The 17,008-nt window shown below is 53.8% G+C and carries 16 protein-coding genes and 1 pseudogene; 13 read left to right on the top strand and 4 right to left on the bottom strand.

Translation table 11 applies throughout. The features are described from left to right. Nucleotides 1–126: 126 nt before the first annotated feature. The 3 genes and pseudogenes from yfkAB to EVJ30_RS03510 form a co-directional block, all read left to right on the top strand. Nucleotides 127–651 (top strand): annotated as a pseudogene (yfkAB, locus tag EVJ30_RS03520) (radical SAM/CxCxxxxC motif protein YfkAB); the annotation flags it as partial. A gap of 53 nt (nt 652–704) precedes the next feature. Further along, entirely contained in the window at nt 705–899 is a 195-nt protein-coding gene (locus EVJ30_RS03515) for a hypothetical protein (protein ID WP_233589689.1), read from the top strand. A gap of 38 nt (nt 900–937) precedes the next feature. After that, the gene (locus EVJ30_RS03510; RefSeq protein WP_131456885.1) at nt 938–2,080 is read left to right on the top strand and encodes an MFS transporter; all 1,143 of its coding nucleotides are present in this window, start codon (nt 938–940) and stop codon (nt 2,078–2,080) included. A gap of 41 nt (nt 2,081–2,121) precedes the next feature. Here EVJ30_RS03510 and EVJ30_RS03505 read toward each other — a convergent pair whose 3' ends face one another. Then, nucleotides 2,122–2,424, bottom strand: coding sequence for a hypothetical protein (locus tag EVJ30_RS03505; protein WP_016510464.1), 303 nt, complete (start codon nt 2,422–2,424; stop codon nt 2,122–2,124). Between the two features lie 134 nt (nt 2,425–2,558). Further along, entirely contained in the window at nt 2,559–3,503 is a 945-nt protein-coding gene (locus tag EVJ30_RS03500; RefSeq protein WP_131456883.1) for a DMT family transporter, read from the bottom strand. A 198-nt stretch (nt 3,504–3,701) separates the two neighbouring features. Here EVJ30_RS03500 and EVJ30_RS03495 point away from each other — a divergent pair, with 198 nt between their 5' ends. The 4 genes from EVJ30_RS03495 to EVJ30_RS03480 all read left to right on the top strand — a co-directional run bounded on the left by EVJ30_RS03495 (nt 3,702) and on the right by EVJ30_RS03480 (nt 8,177). Then, complete coding sequence (locus tag EVJ30_RS03495) at nt 3,702–5,612, top strand: heavy metal translocating P-type ATPase (protein ID WP_131468014.1); 1,911 nt, start codon at nt 3,702–3,704, stop codon at nt 5,610–5,612. A gap of 118 nt (nt 5,613–5,730) precedes the next feature. Further along, nucleotides 5,731–6,657 (top strand): carbohydrate kinase family protein, encoded by a 927-nt coding sequence (locus tag EVJ30_RS03490; RefSeq protein ID WP_131468012.1) that lies wholly within the window; start codon nt 5,731–5,733, stop codon nt 6,655–6,657. A gap of 23 nt (nt 6,658–6,680) precedes the next feature. Continuing rightward, nucleotides 6,681–7,160 carry an NUDIX hydrolase gene (locus EVJ30_RS03485; protein WP_131456877.1) on the top strand — a complete coding sequence of 160 codons (480 nt, stop codon included), beginning with the start codon at nt 6,681–6,683 and terminating at the stop codon, nt 7,158–7,160. A 69-nt stretch (nt 7,161–7,229) separates the two neighbouring features. Continuing rightward, nucleotides 7,230–8,177: a YihY/virulence factor BrkB family protein gene (locus tag EVJ30_RS03480; RefSeq protein ID WP_131456875.1), complete on the top strand. Its 948-nt coding sequence runs from the start codon at nt 7,230–7,232 to the stop codon at nt 8,175–8,177. Nucleotides 8,178–8,230: 53 nt separating this feature from the next. Here EVJ30_RS03480 and EVJ30_RS03475 read toward each other — a convergent pair whose 3' ends face one another. Together EVJ30_RS03475 and EVJ30_RS03470 are read right to left on the bottom strand one after the other, a co-directional pair. After that, entirely contained in the window at nt 8,231–8,782 is a 552-nt protein-coding gene (locus EVJ30_RS03475) for a beta-class carbonic anhydrase (RefSeq protein WP_131456873.1), read from the bottom strand. A gap of 20 nt (nt 8,783–8,802) precedes the next feature. Beyond that, nucleotides 8,803–9,702 carry a 1,4-dihydroxy-2-naphthoate polyprenyltransferase gene (locus tag EVJ30_RS03470; protein ID WP_131456871.1) on the bottom strand — a complete coding sequence of 300 codons (900 nt, stop codon included), beginning with the start codon at nt 9,700–9,702 and terminating at the stop codon, nt 8,803–8,805. 167 nt (nt 9,703–9,869) lie between these two features. On the opposite strand from EVJ30_RS03470, the gene EVJ30_RS03465 reads away from it, so the two are divergent. Genes EVJ30_RS03465 through menC form a run of 6 tightly spaced genes read left to right on the top strand, consistent with a single transcriptional unit; the run spans nt 9,870 to nt 16,970 of the window. Continuing rightward, nucleotides 9,870–11,255, top strand: a complete 1,386-nt coding sequence (locus EVJ30_RS03465; RefSeq protein ID WP_131441103.1) for an isochorismate synthase — start codon at nt 9,870–9,872, stop codon at nt 11,253–11,255. Then, a complete protein-coding gene (menD, locus tag EVJ30_RS03460) occupies nt 11,252–12,901 on the top strand; it encodes a 2-succinyl-5-enolpyruvyl-6-hydroxy-3-cyclohexene-1-carboxylic-acid synthase (RefSeq protein ID WP_131468010.1) in 1,650 nt (549 codons plus the stop codon). The genes EVJ30_RS03465 and menD overlap by 4 nt, the downstream gene beginning before the upstream one ends. Continuing rightward, nucleotides 12,898–13,674, top strand: a complete 777-nt coding sequence (locus tag EVJ30_RS03455) for an alpha/beta fold hydrolase (protein ID WP_201738359.1) — start codon at nt 12,898–12,900, stop codon at nt 13,672–13,674. Before menD ends, EVJ30_RS03455 begins: the two co-directional genes overlap by 4 nt. Further along, entirely contained in the window at nt 13,675–14,499 is an 825-nt protein-coding gene (gene menB, locus EVJ30_RS03450) for a 1,4-dihydroxy-2-naphthoyl-CoA synthase (RefSeq protein ID WP_016508405.1), read from the top strand. Nucleotides 14,500–14,548: 49 nt separating this feature from the next. Then, nucleotides 14,549–15,919 (top strand): o-succinylbenzoate--CoA ligase, encoded by a 1,371-nt coding sequence (menE, locus tag EVJ30_RS03445; RefSeq protein ID WP_131468008.1) that lies wholly within the window; start codon nt 14,549–14,551, stop codon nt 15,917–15,919. Next, entirely contained in the window at nt 15,903–16,970 is a 1,068-nt protein-coding gene (gene menC / locus EVJ30_RS03440) for an o-succinylbenzoate synthase (RefSeq protein WP_131456865.1), read from the top strand. Before menE ends, menC begins: the two co-directional genes overlap by 17 nt. Nucleotides 16,971–17,008 lie beyond the last annotated feature (38 nt).

Genomic DNA, 17,008 nt, shown 5'->3' with positions numbered 1-17,008 from the left:
CGACTGAAACACTCCAGGGCAGGGACTGCCCGACGAGCTTGGTCCACAACCGTGGCTGGTCAAAGCACGGTCTTCCCAAGAAGCTCCCACTTCAAGTTGCGAAGCAAATAAGTGGTGAGTAGTTCACAAGAGATTCACGAGGAAATCGTCTCGCTCGGTTGCCAGCGAGTAGAATTGCACCCAATGTACCCCGCAGACTTCGCTAGCGCGCTCGAGTCGGCCTCTCTCGACGAGATCCGTCAAGCTATCCATGACGTACTCGACATTCGGGACGAGAACGTCTGGATGCTGTTTGGAACGTTGCCGTTTTACGCCTGCTCGGACTCAGAAGCCGACCGCGCCTTACTGCGGCGACTCTCGACCGCGAAAAACGTGACGGTCCGCAACGACCCGGACGGACGCTCCCGGTTGAACACGAACATTTTTGACGGTCAGATCATCGTCACCGACTTCGGAGACGAACTCGGCACACTCGGCACGTTGTACGATACGTCGTTCCAAGACGCGTACGATCAATGGACGAACAGCGCGTTGAACGCCACACTGTCGTGCCATTGTCCCGCCGTCAAATGCCTCGGACCGAACGCACTCGTCAAACAAGCGTACTATCCGACAGTCGACTTTAGACAACGTGTCGCCCACTCGTTTTAATTATTTCGATCCGGGAAATATTTAGTATATAAAACGAATCGAGGTGTTCGATGATGACAGCGATCTATGTGTTCATCGTTACCGTCATGGGAATCATCATTTTCGGAGGCGTGCTCAGCATCTTATTGACAGCCGCATTCGTTTCGGACAAAGTAGACCATGATGAAGTATTCAGTCAAGGCAGTTGGGACGACGAGTTACTGCAAATAAATCATACTCCCCAACCGATTGATGAACCAAAAAGCTGAGACCTCTCAGCTTTTTATTTTTGTATATGAGGTGAACTATGGAACGGTTTCGTTTTTCGATCTTATTGCTCGTCGTTTTTATTTCAGGCTTGATTCAAGGGGCGCTCATCCCTTTACTATCCACATTAATCGAACGTGACGGCAACCCGGCCTGGCTGAACGGACTGAACGCGACGATGCTCTATTTGGGCATCATCGTCTCGGCGCCGCTACTCGAACGGTTCGTCCGCAAATACGGATTCCGCCCGACGATCGTGCTCGGCATCGTGTTGACGGCGCTCGCCACGTTCTTTTTACCGCTCTGGCCGTCACTGCTCATGTGGGCCGTCATGCGCTTCGTCATCGGATTCGGGGACTCGGCGCTTCACTACGGCTCGCAAGTGTGGGTCACGTCCGTGAGCGAGAAACGGAGTCTCGGCCGGGCGATGGCGTATTACGGGATGTCGTTCAGTCTCGGGTTCGCGGTCGGTCCGTTGATCGCCCCGCTCGTCGATATTCACTTTTGGCTCCCGTTCCTCATCTTGATCTTCTTCTGTCTCGGATCACTCTTCCTTATCTTCAAGGTCGACAACGAGTACCCCGAAGCGGAGAAAGTGAAGACGGATTCGACCGGACGCATCCGCCTCGTCTTGATCGGCGCCGGGTACACGCTGCTCCCGGCTTTTACATACGGCTTTCTTGAAGCGAGCCTGAATGCGAACTTGCCGATCTTCACCGTCCGTAACGACATCGGGCTCGCACAGACGAGCACGCTCATCACGACGTTCATCGTCGCGTCCATCATCGTCCAGTTGCCGCTCGGACGGCTCGCCGATCACTTCGGGAAGAAACGCGTCCTTCAAATTGTCTTGACGCTCGGTACGCTCTTGTTCGCACTCGCGAACCTCGCCGTCGACAACTATTTGTGGTTGCTCGTTTTGTTTGCCTTGGCCGGTGCCGGACTCGGTTCCACTTATTCGCTCGGCCTCGCCCATATGACGGAAGTGTTGCCCCGCTCACTCTTACCGACCGGCAACATGCTGTACAGCATCTCGTTCAGTGTCGGGTCGATCAGCGGTCCGATGATCGGTGCGTTTTGGGTCGCGTTGCCTAAAGAAGTATATTTCCTCATGTACGCCTTGATCCTCGGCATCCTGTCGATCAGCCTGTTCACGTCAAAAGCCAAACCGATCGAAGCATAAGTAAAGGATGAGTCTCCGCGGAGATTCATCCTTTTCGTTTGTCATTCGTTTGGCGGCCCGACTCTGACATCGTTTCGTTCGAATGCCCGGATGAACACCTCATCGAGAGCGAACGGCTCCGTATCGAGCGATGCCAATACGTCGGACTTGAGCGTCACCTCGATGACACGATCGTTGATTTGCCACTTCGTCTGGATGTCATCGCCTTGCCTGACGGCGCGCACATCGACTTGGTCGTGATGTTCTTTCAATCCGCGACTCACGCACTTCATCACGTACTTGACGTACTCGTCTCGCGGCTGGCGCGACACGAGGATGTTTCGGACAATCAAATTTCTCGTCATGGCACAAACCCTCCCTTCTGTTAACTTGTCGTACGCAAGTCTTTACAACGAAGACCGATTCATAACTGAAAAATTTTCAGAATTTTTAATATATTTTGTCATGAAAATAAACTTCCGTCAACTGTACCTCGAACTCATTTCGCAACAGAGCCGCCCGGCCGACGACGACCTTGAAAATACGTTGACAAGTAGATGCCGGCGATGACGAATAGCAACCCGACGAGCGCGTTCCAAGGAATCGTCTCACCGAGCAGTAAACTCGATAATAGGACACCGAACAAGGGAACAAAGAACATATAGAGCGACACCCGGCTCACCGGGTTGTGCTTCATGAGCGTGTTCCACAACGTGAAACCGACCGCTGATAACAATGCGAGGTATAACAGGAACAATAGCGTCTTGACCGTGTAAGGCAAGAATACGCCTCCCGGGTCAAGGATAAATCCGACGATCAACAGACCGAGCGAACCGATCACCATCGCCCAAGCGGTCATCGGGGCGACGTCATGATGTCGCGAGTAGTCTTTCGCGACCAAGTTCCCGAACGCGCCAGACACCATCGCCAAGATGAGAAGGATCTCACCGATTCCAAAACCGATTTCCGAGCTTGCTGTCGGCCAGTTCGCGATGACGATTCCTGAGAAGCCGAGGGTGAGCGCGATGCCTTTCAACCGGTTCAACCGATCATCTTCATAGCGGAAATGTGCGAGCGCCATTTGGAAGAACGATGTCGAGCCGGCGATGATCGACCCTTGCACCCCGGTCGAGATGGATAATCCGATATAGAAGAACAGATATTGCAAAAACGTCAAGAACGCCCCTAAGTGTGCGTATGCCTTCAATTTTTCCGCATTCAATCGGATCGGCCGCTTGAAGACGAGCCGGCTGATCACGAGCAACAGAATACCAGCCAGTAAAAACCGTTCGCCGGCAAAGAACAGTTGTTGGCCGTACTCGCCTGCCCCGATGTCTAACGCCTCATAACTTAATTTAATGAACGGGAAAGCACTGCCCCATAAAAACGTGTTGAACAACGCCAACAGCGTGACGCTCCAAGAGCGTTGAAAAATATTTTGCATGACACGAAATCTCCTTAATCTTTTAGTTTGTGAGTTGTTATGAATGATGATAAAATAGACTCACATGATAATCATTATAAATAAGAGACGTGAAGAAAACGGATGTAAAACCCTTTAAAACAACAAAAGATAATGATAATCATCCTCAGTCATTATCATTTAACTGATATATATTCTCAATTAGAAAGAGGTGTCACTATGAACGTACAGGTAACTACTGCACAAGAAAAAAGCCACGTCTTCAAACGGGCCAACTGGTTCGAACATATCGAGCTCATCATGGCGCTCATCAGCGGTGTATTGATTGTACTCGCATATCTCGCAGAAAGACAAGACGGAGCCACTTGGATTTACGTCACGCTCTACTTGACCGCCTTCTTGATCGGCGGTTACGCCAAAGCCAAAGAAGGACTGACCGATACGTGGGAAACCCGATCATTGAACGTCGAGCTGCTCATGATCATCGCGGCGATCGGTGCCGCCTCGATCGGCTATTGGATGGAAGGCGCGATCCTCATCTTCATCTTCGCCTTGTCCGGTGCACTCGAGACGTACACGCTGAACAAAAACGAGCGGGCGCTCGAATCGTTGATGGAACTCCAACCGGAACAAGCGACCCGTTTCGATGCAGCCGGCGGTCTCGAAGTCGTCCACATCGATGACTTAAAAGTCGGCGACCGGATTTACGTCCGGCCGGGTGAACGCATCCCGGTCGACGGACGCATTTTGAGCGGGACCGCCTCCGTCGAAGAAGCCGCCATCACCGGGGAATCGATTCCGGTCGACCGGACCGTCGGCGACGAAGTGTTCGGTTCAAGTGTTAACTTGAACGGGGTGCTCACGTTATCGGTGACGAAACTCGCCACCGAGACATTGTTCCAAAAGATCATTCAGATGGTGCAGCAAGCCCAAGAAGAAAAATCACCGTCGGCCCAGTTCATCGACCGCTACGAAGGACGATACGTCCAGATCGTGCTCATCTCGGTCACGGCCATCATCTTGCTCGGCCCCGTCCTCACTTCGTGGTCGCTCGAAACGAGCATATACCGCGGGATGATCCTGCTCGTCGTCGCCTCACCGTGCGCCCTCGTCGCGGCGATCACACCGGCCGCGCTCGCCGCCATCGCCTCGTCCGCTAAACACGGGATTTTGTTCAAAGGCGGTGTCCACATCGAGAACATGGGACGCCTCAAAGCGATCGCTTTCGATAAGACCGGAACACTCACAATCGGTAAGCCGGTCGTCCAAACGGCGTTGGTTCATCCTGACATGGCAGCAGAAGACGTTTATCGCGTCGTCAGTTTGATCGAAGAACATTCGATGCACTCGCTCGCCGAGGCGCTCGTCAAGTTCACGGGCAAACATACGGGAGACATGGACCACTTTAAAGACATCACCGGTTCAGGCATCGAGGCGACGATTGACGGCACTTCCTACCGGGTCGGTAAACAAAAGTTCGCCGACCGGAGCGGTGACTTCTACCGCGAAGATGTCGAACGGTTAAAAGCCGCCGGACACACACTCGTCTTCGTCAGTGACGATGAACAGACGATCGGTGCATTCGCACTGCGTGACACGTTACGCCCGGAAGCCAAACAAGCGATTGAGCGCTTGAACCATCTCGGAATCGCGACGATCATGATCACAGGCGACAATGAAGCGACCGCACGCGCCATCGCGACGGAGGCGGGCTTGACCCGCTACATCGCCGAATGCCTCCCGGAAGAGAAAGTCGAACAAATCAAGCTGTTAAAACAAGAGTACGGCACAATCGGGATGATTGGCGACGGCATCAACGACGCCCCGGCCCTCGCGACAGCAGACGTCGGGATCGCCATGGGCGAAGGAACCGACGCCGCACTCGAGACGGCTGACGTCGTCCTCATGAAAAACGATCTCGTCCGCTTGAGTTCAGTGATCGAGCAATCCCGTAAATTGAACCGGATCGTCTTGCAGAACGTCGTGTTCGCCCTCGGCGTCATCCTCGTTTTGATCGCGACGAACATCTTCGAGCTGCTCGTCATGCCGTTCGCCGTCGTCGGTCATGAAGGGTCAACGATTCTCGTCATTTTGAACGGACTGCGCTTGCTCAGTTCTTCATGGGATTGACAAATTTCGACAGCGTTTGAAACCGTCATTGAAAGCGAATGACGATTTCGCTATAATGGGAATAATGTGTCTAACAGACCGATAACAGATAGATGATTGGCTAAAGGTGGTACAGCATATGAATACGATTGCAGTAATCGGCAAAGTATTTGTCGATATTAAAGGAACATCGTTCGCCCCGCTTCATAAAGATGCGAAAAACGTCGGGGACATCGCGTTCTCAAACGGCGGAACCGGCCGTAACGTCGCGCAAAACTTAGGTGTCCTCGGTAACGACGTCCGGTTCGTGTCAACCGTCACAAACGACCAAATCGGGATGGGTGTCCTTCAAGAGCTTCGCGACTTAAACGTCAACGTCGACCACGTCGACCTGCTTGAGGATAACGGAATGGGCATGTGGCTCGCCGTCATGGACAATAACGGCGACCTCCAGACCTCGATCTCGAAACAACCAGATGAAGCGATGATGGAACAATGTATCCTCCGCCGAATCGATACGGTGTTCGCCGAAAGCGAAGCCGTCGCCATCGACCTCGATTTGTCGGTCAACGTCTTGAATGAGACGATCGAACTTTGTCGCGAGATGAAGCTTCCGCTTTACGGGGTGTGCGGTCATTTGTCCGTCATCGAACGAAATCGCCACTTGCTTCAAGGCTTCACCGGCTTCATCTGTAGCCGTGAAGAAGCCGAAATCCTGTCTGATATGTCAATCGTCACCGTCGATGACGCATTGCGCGTCGCCGAAGTGCTCGCGATGAAAGGTGCGCCGCTCACGATCGTCACGATGAGCGAGCTCGGTGCCGTCTACGTCGATCTCCGGACGAACGAGCAAGGACACGTACCGACGACAAAAGTCAAAGTCGCTGATTCAACAGGCGCCGGTGATTCTTTCTTCTCGGCCGTCATCTCTGAATTGATGAAGCATCATTCGATTGAAGACGCGCTCCGCCTCGGCATGCGCGTCGCCGCAAAAGTTATCGGTTCTCATGAGAACGGTTTGACTTCTGATATGTACGAATCGTTAGAACAAACAACGACAGATTAACAAAGCGCATCGACGGTGAGTCGATGCGTTTTGTTCACTATAAGCTACCGAAAGGAACGATCCCATTGGTCAGAACAAAATTACGCAGCGCCATCATCCTCACGAACGAACACGATGAGGTCGCGCTCATTCGACGCGAAAAAGAAAACGCACTCTATTACGTCTTCCCTGGCGGCGGTGTCGAACTTGGCCATACGGCTGAAGAAACTGCCGTCCGTGAAGCTTATGAAGAACTCGGTGTCCACGTCGAGCTTGAAGGAGTCGCCGCCTACGTCGCTTTCAACGGTGAATTGAATCCTTATTTTTGGGCCCGCGTCACAAATGGCGAATTCGGCACCGGTACAGGCGAAGAGTTCCAAGCTGAACAGACGAACGGCTCGTACACACCGATTTGGGTGAAGCGGAGCGCATTGAGCCGCCTGCCAGTCAGACCCCCTTCTTTAGCCGAGCTGCTCACCACCAATCCAGAACGATTCTTTGACAAAACGTTAGCCGAAGACTGAATCAATGTGTAACCTACTGACAAATCGGGAAAGATAGTTTCTAACGATAACGTTCAGGAGGATATGCGCATGGACACTACAGAAGTGAAAGAAAAAAAGAATTGGCTCACCTTCGGGAAAGAGTTGTTTCGTCGCTTTAAAGAGCATGACGTTCAAGATTACGGGGCAACGCTCGCTTTTTTTTGGTTCTTATCCATTTTCCCGGGAATCATTTTTATTTTAGCGTTGCTCTCGTTCTTCGACATCACGCAAGCGTCGTTTCAAGAACAGTTAAATAACCTGGCGCCAGGTTCGGCGGCGACCGAGTTTTTATCAGGGATCTTTGAGGCGATCGGCGAGCCACGAGGCGGACTGCTCTCGATTGGTGCGATTTTAGCGATTTGGTCGGCCTCTAAAGGAGTCGAACGATTGATCAATATGGCAATCCACGCCTATGGCGAGGACAACGAACGCAACTTCTTCGTCAGTAAAGGCATCGCCCTCGGCTTGACGTTCCTCCTCGGCGTCGGCGTCTTGCTACTCATCATCTCGAACGTGTTCGGTTCACAAATCATCGAATTCATTTCAGACTACATCCCGATTTCCGGTGCCGAAGTCGTCTTGATCAACGTGTTCCGTTACGTGCTGACGACGGTCATCTTAATCTTGACGCTGTCGATCTTTTATAAGATCGCACCGCAACAACACGTGTTTTGGAAAAGCACCGTCCCCGGCGCCATCTTCGGCGTCATCGCTTGGCAGCTCGTCTCACTCGGTTTTAGCCTATACGTCTCGAACTTCGGTAACTACGATTCGACGTACGGATCACTCGGAGGCATCATCGTCACGTTGCTTTGGCTGCAGTTGACCGGCATGATCATCTTGATCGGCTCTGAGATCAACGCCACGTGGCAACGCTTCTTCAAAACACCGAGCGAGCAAGAGTATGAGAAGAACTATAAGAAAAACAAAAAATCCAAGTCGAAAGACTCGGACGAAGATGACTACAAAGATATTCCGGTCAACACGTACGGATGACAAAAGGCGAGCTCTCTCAAAACGGAGCTCGCCTTTTTGCATAGATTGGATGATTATGCCTCTACGACATCGAGTCGCCCCGTTCCTGGATCGATGACAAATCCGTGGACGTCCGTACCCGGGGGCAGGAGCGGATGGTTTTTGATCAGGCTGACCGAGTTGACGACGTTCGCCTCGACCGAGTCAAAGCCGTGCAACCACTTCTCCAAGTCCATGCCTGAGGCTTTGAGCGTCTGTAACGTCTGCGGATCAATTCCGCGCCGCTCCATCTCGCCGATGACCGCGTTCGGGTCGATAGCGGCCATGCCGCAATCGTAATGTCCAATAACGATCACCTCTTCCGCACCGAGAGCGTATAAGGCGACGAGAATCGAACGCATGACCGATCCGAACGGATGCGACAATACCGCGCCCGCGTTTTTGATGATTTTCGCGTCGCCGTTCTTCAAACCGAGCGCATGTGGCAATAACGACGTCAACCGTGTGTCCATACAAGTTAAAATGACAATTTTCTTATCAGGAAATTTATCTGACACGTACTGCTCATACTGCTTCTCTGTCACGAACCGTTCATTGAACGCAAGCATGTCTTTGACGACTGACATATCGTTCCCCTCCTCTATGTTTATGCGATAACGCGTGCGACGATTAATCCGATGACCATCCAGGCCCCGAATAACGTGTTGACCTTCGCCGTCATCGCCATCGCCGGCATCAGGTCGGCCGGCTCACGTTTCACCCAGAAACGCTTCACCGCACGAATCATAATCGGAACGGTCATTAACGAAAGCAATACCCAAGGCGTGACCCCGTAAACGAATACGGCGACGAGGATACCAATCAGCGCAACGATAAAGAATCCGGCCAAAACGAGCACGGCCCGGCGATGTCCGACGAGACACGCAATCGTGCGTCGTCCGTTCACCTTGTCGTTATCCAAGTCCCGAATATTGTTGGCTAGTAAAATCGCTCCGATCAAGAGCGCCATCGGGAATGACACGAGCAACAACTCAGTCGTCACCGTACCGATTTGGATATATCCTGAAATCCCGATGATGACGTAGCCCATGAACAATCCGGCGACAAGTTCACCGAACGGCGTATACGCAATCGGAAGCGGACCACCCGTATACAGATAGCCGACGACCATCGACAACGCTCCGATCCAAAGCAAATGCCAGCTCGTCGAAGCGGCAAGAAACAGACCGAGAACACACGCGACACCATACATCCCGAGCGCGATGCCGAGCACTTGACCCGGCGTGAACCCGTCTCGTACGATCGAGCCGCCGATTCCAATCGAGCCTTCGTGGTCGAGTCCGCGTTTGTAGTCGTAATATTCATTAAATAAATTCGTCGCGATTTGAATCAAGATCGAGGCGAAGAGCATCGCCAAGAACAGACCCCATTTCAAATCGGTTTGACCGGCGACGATAAACGTTCCTAACAGCACCGGAATAAAGCTCGCCGTCAGTGTGTGCGGACGAATCATGCGCCAATAAGCACCTTTCTCTCTCTTCTTCATCTACTTCCCTCCCTTCGTTAGTTTACGTCTCCACAAAAAAATCTGTCAATGCCCGTCCCTCAATCGTCTCAACTCATGTTTCTCGAGCATTCGACGGGCAGCCCAGCCGTTAAGTCATGATACACTAAAAGATGAATATTCCATCGGATTGAGGAGGCTTTTCTTATATGCCAGATACTCAAACACACATTAAACAACGAATCGAACAAGCGCATAAACGCGCACGCGCATGGCAACGACCTGTCCTTGCCTCATACACGTGGGAGATCCCTTCGTTCGACGCGTTTCATATCATTCAAAATACAGAAACATCACACTATTATTTTTCGACACCCGATCGCTCACTTGAAATGCTCGGTTGTGCCGACGCGCTCGTCTTGACGGCGTCCGGACCCGAACGGTTCCAACGTCTGCAGTACGACTGGAGCCTGCATCGCCGGGATGTCGATGCCGTCATCTATGCGTTCTCAGGATTTTCGTTCGATACGTTCGTCCGACCTCAAAAAAACATGTGGGACTCATTCGGCGAGGCGGCTTTAGTCGTCCCTAAATTTTTATACCGTCGTTCCGGTGACAAGCACACGTTGACGGTGTCGACCCTTGTTTCTTCAAACCAGACCGTTGAACAATATTTAATCCAACTAGCCGACCAATTGGCCCAGTTCAACGCCCTGCACGCGCCCGATGAGTCGACGCCGACGTATTCGAAAGTAAAAGACGGCGTCGATCACTTTAAATCAAGTTTTCAACAGGCGAAAGGATATATCGCCGAAGAAAAAGTCGAGAAACTCGTCATCGCCCGGGAAGAGATTTACCAGACGTCAGATGAAGCGTTCCCGTTCGCGAAGACGCTACGGCACTTGTCTGAACATCAAGAAGGCAGTTACGTGTTCTTATATCAACCGAAACGGGAAATCGGATTTTTCGGGGCCACACCGGAGCGGCTCGTCCGTAAGCAAGGTCCGCATATCGAGACCGCGGCCATCGCCGGCACGATCAAACGCCCGGATACGGACGCGGAAACCGAGACGGCGAAACAGCAGTTGTTGCATGACCGTAAAAATTTAGAGGAGCACCAAATCGTCGTCAAAGACATTCAAAACGCTCTCACACCTTATGCAGCGACCATTCATGTCGCGCCGTCCCCGACGATTTTAGAGAACCGCTCGGTGTTTCATTTACACACACCGATCAAAGCAACTTTGGACACGAACGCGTCTCTCCTCTCCATCATTGAGTCGTTGCACCCGACACCCGCACTCGGCGGTTCTCCGAAGCGGACGGCCGTCCGCTTGCTGCGCGACATCGAACGGTTCGATCGCGGCTGGTACGGCTCACCGTTCGGCTGGTTGAACACCGACGGAGAAGGTGAATTTGTCGTCTCTATCCGTTCGGCCCTCGTCCAGCATCAGTTCGTGGCATTATACGCAGGCTGTGGAATCGTCCAAGAGTCTGAACTCGAATCAGAGCTAGCCGAGACAGAAGTCAAGTTGAGCCCGATCAAGCAAGCGCTCGGGTTAGACCAAGTCATTTCAGGAGGCAATCACGAATGAACGATATGTTAACGAATTGGGTATCCCATATGATGAATCGACTCGTCGAAACTGGGATTTATGACGTCGTCATCAGTCCCGGTTCGCGTTCGACACCGCTGGCGATGGCCGCGTATTTGCACCCGAATATACGCCATCACGTCGTCGTCGATGAGCGTTCAGCCGCTTTCTTCGCGCTCGGACTAACCCGCGCTGGCGAAGACGTTCGGCCGGTCGCATTAATTTGTACGAGCGGCACAGCCGCTACCAACTATTTTTCAGCTGTCGCCGAAGCAACGATTTCCCAGCTCCCGCTCGTCGTATTGACGACAGATCGGCCGCATGAGTTGCGTAACGTCGGGTCCCCGCAAGCAATCGATCAAGTCCGCCTCTACGGTGAACATGTGAAGACGAGCCTCGATCTACCGGTGCCCGAGCCAGAGAGTCTGCACTATATGGAACAAGCCGTCGGACGGCTCGTACGCTTGAGTGCGCAGGCCCCGCTCGGACCGGTCCATATTAACATCCCGTTCCGAGAACCGTTACTGCCCGATATCGAACGTCTGAAGTCACAATTGACCGCCACTTCGAGACGGAGCGAGACCTCGTACATTCGTCCCGTCACCGACGACTTGGCTCGCTTCAAACAAGAGACGGCCGTCGAACGGCTCGCTTTCGTCGTCGGACCTGGCACGCCGACGTCTTGGCTCGAAACCATCTACAACGTAGCAAACACTCACCGAATTCCGGTGTTTGCCGATCCGCTCAGTGGCATGCGTTGCTTTGACGGCGTTTTGACGAATTATGACACGTGGCTCGCAAGTGAGCATAGCCCAGAATGGACGCCGAATGCGGTCGTTCGCTTCGGTGCGGCTCCTGTATCGAAACGGTTGAATGAATGGCTCAAACAGACCCACCAAATCTTGATTGAACAGCCCGGCTCGTTTCGCGACCCATCGAGTCGTGCGACTGTCGTCTACGGCGACGCGAATGACTATTTGGAGGTCATCGACGTCCCGTTTGACGACGTCTACTCGGCTCGCTTTTCCTTATTCGAACAAGTCGCCGAATCGGCCAAACCAAGTCTGAGCGGTGAGAGCGCCTTGACTAGTCACGTCTTGAACGCTCAGATCGACCGCTTGTTCGTCAGCAACAGCATGCCGATCCGTGACGTCGACACGACGCTCGGTGCCGGACAAGCCGTATCCGTCTTCGCCAACCGAGGCGCGAACGGGATCGACGGAATCATCTCGAGTGCGCTCGGCGCTTGCCACGACACAGAACGAGCCGCGTTACTGATCGGTGACTTGGCGTTCTATCATGACAGCAACGCCCTGCAATTACTAAAGACGCATCCTGGCTCGTTCTCGATCATCGTCGCCAACAACAACGGCGGGGGCATCTTCTCCTTCTTACCGCAAGCATCCATCGAGCCACAGATGTTCGAAGACTTGTTCGGTACACCGCTCGACTTGAACATCCGTGGCTTCGCCGACACATACGGGCTTAGCTATCAACTGCTCGAACGTCCAGAAGACGTGACAGCAGCGATCGAGGCAGGGATTCAGTTGATCGAATTCCCATCTGACCGTGCCGACAACGTCTTATCCCACCGGAACTGGACGGAATCGATTTGCACGCGTCTCACGTTGGAGAACGGGACATGAGACGTACTGTCCGTGACGTATCGTATGAAGTGCTCGAGCACGGGTCCGGAAGACCGGTCCTCTTGTTGCACGGCTTCACGAGCAACGCCGGATGGCTCTCGTATTTCCCTGACTTGCCGGTGCGCCTCGTCGCCCCGTCCCTGCTTCAACATGGACAGACCGGCAGTTGCTCGGTCGCCCGCGCGAAGATGAGCCAACAAGTGAAGGATTTGTCGACGCTGCTCGACACGGACGAAAGGCCGTGGACGGTCATCGGCTATTCGCTCGGCGGCCGCATCGGGATGACACTCGCAGCCTGTGACGAGCGCGTGGACCACTTCATCGGGATTAGTACGACGCCCGGTCTCACCGCTTCAGAGCGACGAGCGCGACGCGACGCCGATGAACGGCTCGCGCGACGGATCGAGACGGACGGAATCGAAGCGTTCGTCGCCGCATGGGAGATGCTCCCGCTTTGGCGTCAAACGGACGAGATGCGGGCCTCACTTCGACATGAGCGGCTCGCTCAAGACCCGTCAGCGCTCGCGAACAGTTTGCGCGCCATCGGGACCGGCAGTATGCCGTCGCTATGGACGCATCTTGACCGCCTGCCTCGAACCGATTTGATCGTCGGTGCGCACGATGTGAAGTTTCAAACGATTGCTCGCGATATGCGTGAACGTCGTCCAGACATTCGGATACACGAAATTTCGGGTGCGGCCCACGCTCCCCATATCGAGAACACCCAACAATTTGGTACAATGATAGAGAAATTGATTTTAGGGGGAATTTAAATGGAATCAGTAGCAAACTGGACATCGGTCCGTACGTATGAAGACATTAAATATGAGAAGTGGAACGGGATCGCAAAAATCACGATCAACCGTCCGGAAGTTCGGAACGCGTTCCGTCCGCTCACGGTCAACGAATTGATTGACGCGTTCGCGCGCGCCCGTGACGATAAAGAAGTCGGTGTCATCATCTTGACAGGTGAAGGCGATCAAGCCTTCTGCTCAGGTGGCGACCAAAAAGTTCGCGGTCACGGCGGCTACGTCGGTGACGATGATATCCCGCGCTTGAACGTCCTTGATCTTCAGCGCTTGATCCGAGTCATCCCTAAACCGGTCATCGCCATGGTCGCTGGATACGCCATCGGTGGCGGACACGTCTTGCACCTCGTCTGTGACTTGACGATTGCGGCCGACAACGCTCGTTTCGGTCAAACTGGACCGAAAGTCGGTTCATTCGATGCCGGTTACGGTTCAGGCTACTTGGCACGTATCGTCGGACATAAAAAGGCTCGTGAGATTTGGTACTTGTGCCGTCAATATGACGCACAGCAAGCGCTCGACATGGGACTCATCAACACGTTCGTCCCGCTCGAACAGCTTGAAGCCGAGACGGTCCAATGGTGCCAAGAGATCTTGCAACACTCGCCGACAGCACTCCGCTTCTTGAAAGCTGCGATGAACGCTGATACGGACGGCTTGGCCGGGATCCAACAGCTCGCCGGTGACGCGACGCTTCTTTACTACACGACAGATGAAGCAAAAGAAGGCCGTGACGCCTTCAAAGAAAAACGTGACCCTGACTTCGGTCAATTCCCGCGTTTCCCGTAAATCGTAAGAGAGTAGCGAATTCGCTACTCTTTTTTTGGAGGTAATTGTAATGGATTATGATTTGAAGCAACATCCTGTCGACACGATCGCCCTCGTCACCGCAACGGAACGTCTGACGTGGGGCGAATTGATCGATGAGAGCTCGCGCTTGGCACACTTTTTAGGCCGGACCGTTCCGGACGCTCGTCACATCGGACTGTATGCGTCAAATAGTAAAGACTATGTCGTCGCAGTCCACGCCGTCCATTTGCTCGGAAAAGTACTCGTCCCGTTGAATACACGGCTGACCACAAGCGAACTCGCGATGCAACTCGACAAGGCCCACATCGACATCTTACTCGTCGATCAGGAAATCGACCTCAACGTCCCTCAAATCGACGTGAGCGTACGCGATCAAGAGCCGTTGCGCCGACATCATCGCTGGGGGCGTGACGAGGTCATGTCGCTCATGTTTACGTCCGGAACGACCGGACACGCCAAAGCGGTGCAACAGACGTACGGAAATCATCGCGCGAGCGCCGAGGCCGCAAAAAAACATCTAGGATACGAGCCGACCGACCGCATGCTCGTCGTCACACCGCTGTTCCACATGAGCGGACTCGCCCAAGTGTACCGTTGCGCCCTGTTCGGCTCGACATTATACGTTGAACCGAAGTTCGACGTCTTGCGTACGACCCGATTGATTGCGTCCGAACGGATCACCCATCTTTCCCTCGTCGCCATCATGCTCGGGCGACTGCTCGACGCAGGATTGACCAGTCACCATCTCCGCGTCATCCTCGTCGGAGGCGGACCGGTGCCACGGCCGTTGCTCGAAGAAGCAGACCGCCGCCACTTGCCGATCGCGCAGACGTACGGGATGACGGAAACTTGCTCCCAAGTCGCGACGTTGTTGCCGTCCGAAGCACTCGACCATATCGGTTCAAGCGGTCAAGCGATCGCACCGACCCGCATCCGCATCAGTCGCGATGGCGAGATCGAAGTCAATGGCCCGACCGTCACGCCAGGCTATTATAACGAATCGGAAGCGGATGCCTGGACTGAGGACGGGTACTGGCGAACCGGCGACCTCGGAACGATCCAAGACGGCTATCTCTATGTACTCGATCGCCGGAGCGACTTGATCATCTCGGGCGGAGAAAACATCTATCCTGCTGAGATCGAGAGCGTCCTGTTGCGATGCCCCGGTATCGAGGACGCCGGGGTCACCAGGAAGCCTGACCCGACATGGGGCGCCGTCCCGATCGCCTATATCGTCGGGACATACGACCCTCACGAACTTACGCAAATTTTAAACGACCACCTCGCTAAGTATAAGCACCCGAAGGCGTTGATCACGGTCACTCAGCTCCCACGAAACGCCAACGGAAAATTGATGCGACACCGCTTAAAGGAGACCGATTATGATTCAACGAGCTGACCTTTACATCGTCCCGCTCACGTTCAAACACCCGCTTGTGACAGCCCATGCCGTCTTGACGACGCGACGGACGGTCATCCTCCGTCTCGAAACGACCGACGGAGCAGTCGGATACGGGGAAGGTGTCGCCTTTGAGACGCCGTGGTACACGTCGGAGACGGTCCGCTCGACCGTCGACACGTCTGAACTGATCTATCGATTGCTGAAAGGACAGCCGATCAGCGCGACCACATTTCCAGACCATGTCCGTTCGATCATCGGGCACCCGATGGCAAAAGCGATGTGGGAGAGTGCACTCTGGGAAATCGAGGCCGCCCGTGCTGGCGTGACGCTAAAACAACTTTTGCAAGCCGGACATCACGTCGCTTGCGGGCGGACGATTGGGATTGGCTTGCTCACCGAAACGTTGAACGCGATCGAACAGGCGCTCCATTCCGGGTTCGAACGGATCAAGTTGAAAGCTTCGCCTCATGAGCTATTGACGGCGCTCGCGGAAGTGCGGACTTTTTTCCCGGACGCTCCGCTCATGATCGACTTGAACGGCAGTGCGCACGAGCAGCCGCTCGACTGGTTCAAACAACTCGACGCCCATCGCCTCTTGATGATCGAACAGCCTTATCCGAGCGACTGCTGGGTCGACTCGGCCGACCTGCAAACAAAACTCAAGACGCCAATCTGTCTTGACGAGTCCATCATCTCACGGCAAGACGTCGAGACGATGAATCGGCTTCGGGCCGGACGCATCGTCAACATCAAACCTGCCCGCGTCGGGGGATTGACCGAGGCGCTCGCGATCCGTGACAGCGGTACCCCGTATTGGGTCGGTGGTATGTACGAATCATCGATCGGCCGTTATCATACACTCTTATTCGCCTCGTTGACGGGTGCCGCCTATCCGGCCGACATGGCCGGAACGAGCGCCTATTTCGAGACCGACCTGCTCGATGCGCCGCTCGATGTCGAAAACGGTCAGCTCTTGATCCCTGACGTCGTCACTCCGGATTGGAAAAAGATTCATCAGTTAAGCGAACAAATCATCCAGTTAACGTAAACAAGGATACAGACCGCGGTCTGTATCCTTGTTTGATT

The sequence above is a fragment of the Exiguobacterium sp. SH5S13 genome (genome assembly GCF_004337085.1).
Classification (GTDB): domain Bacteria; phylum Bacillota; class Bacilli; order Exiguobacteriales; family Exiguobacteriaceae; genus Exiguobacterium; species Exiguobacterium aurantiacum_A.
The sequence above is the reverse complement of the archived record's forward strand: the minus strand, read 5'-3'. Positions and strand labels throughout refer to the sequence as shown.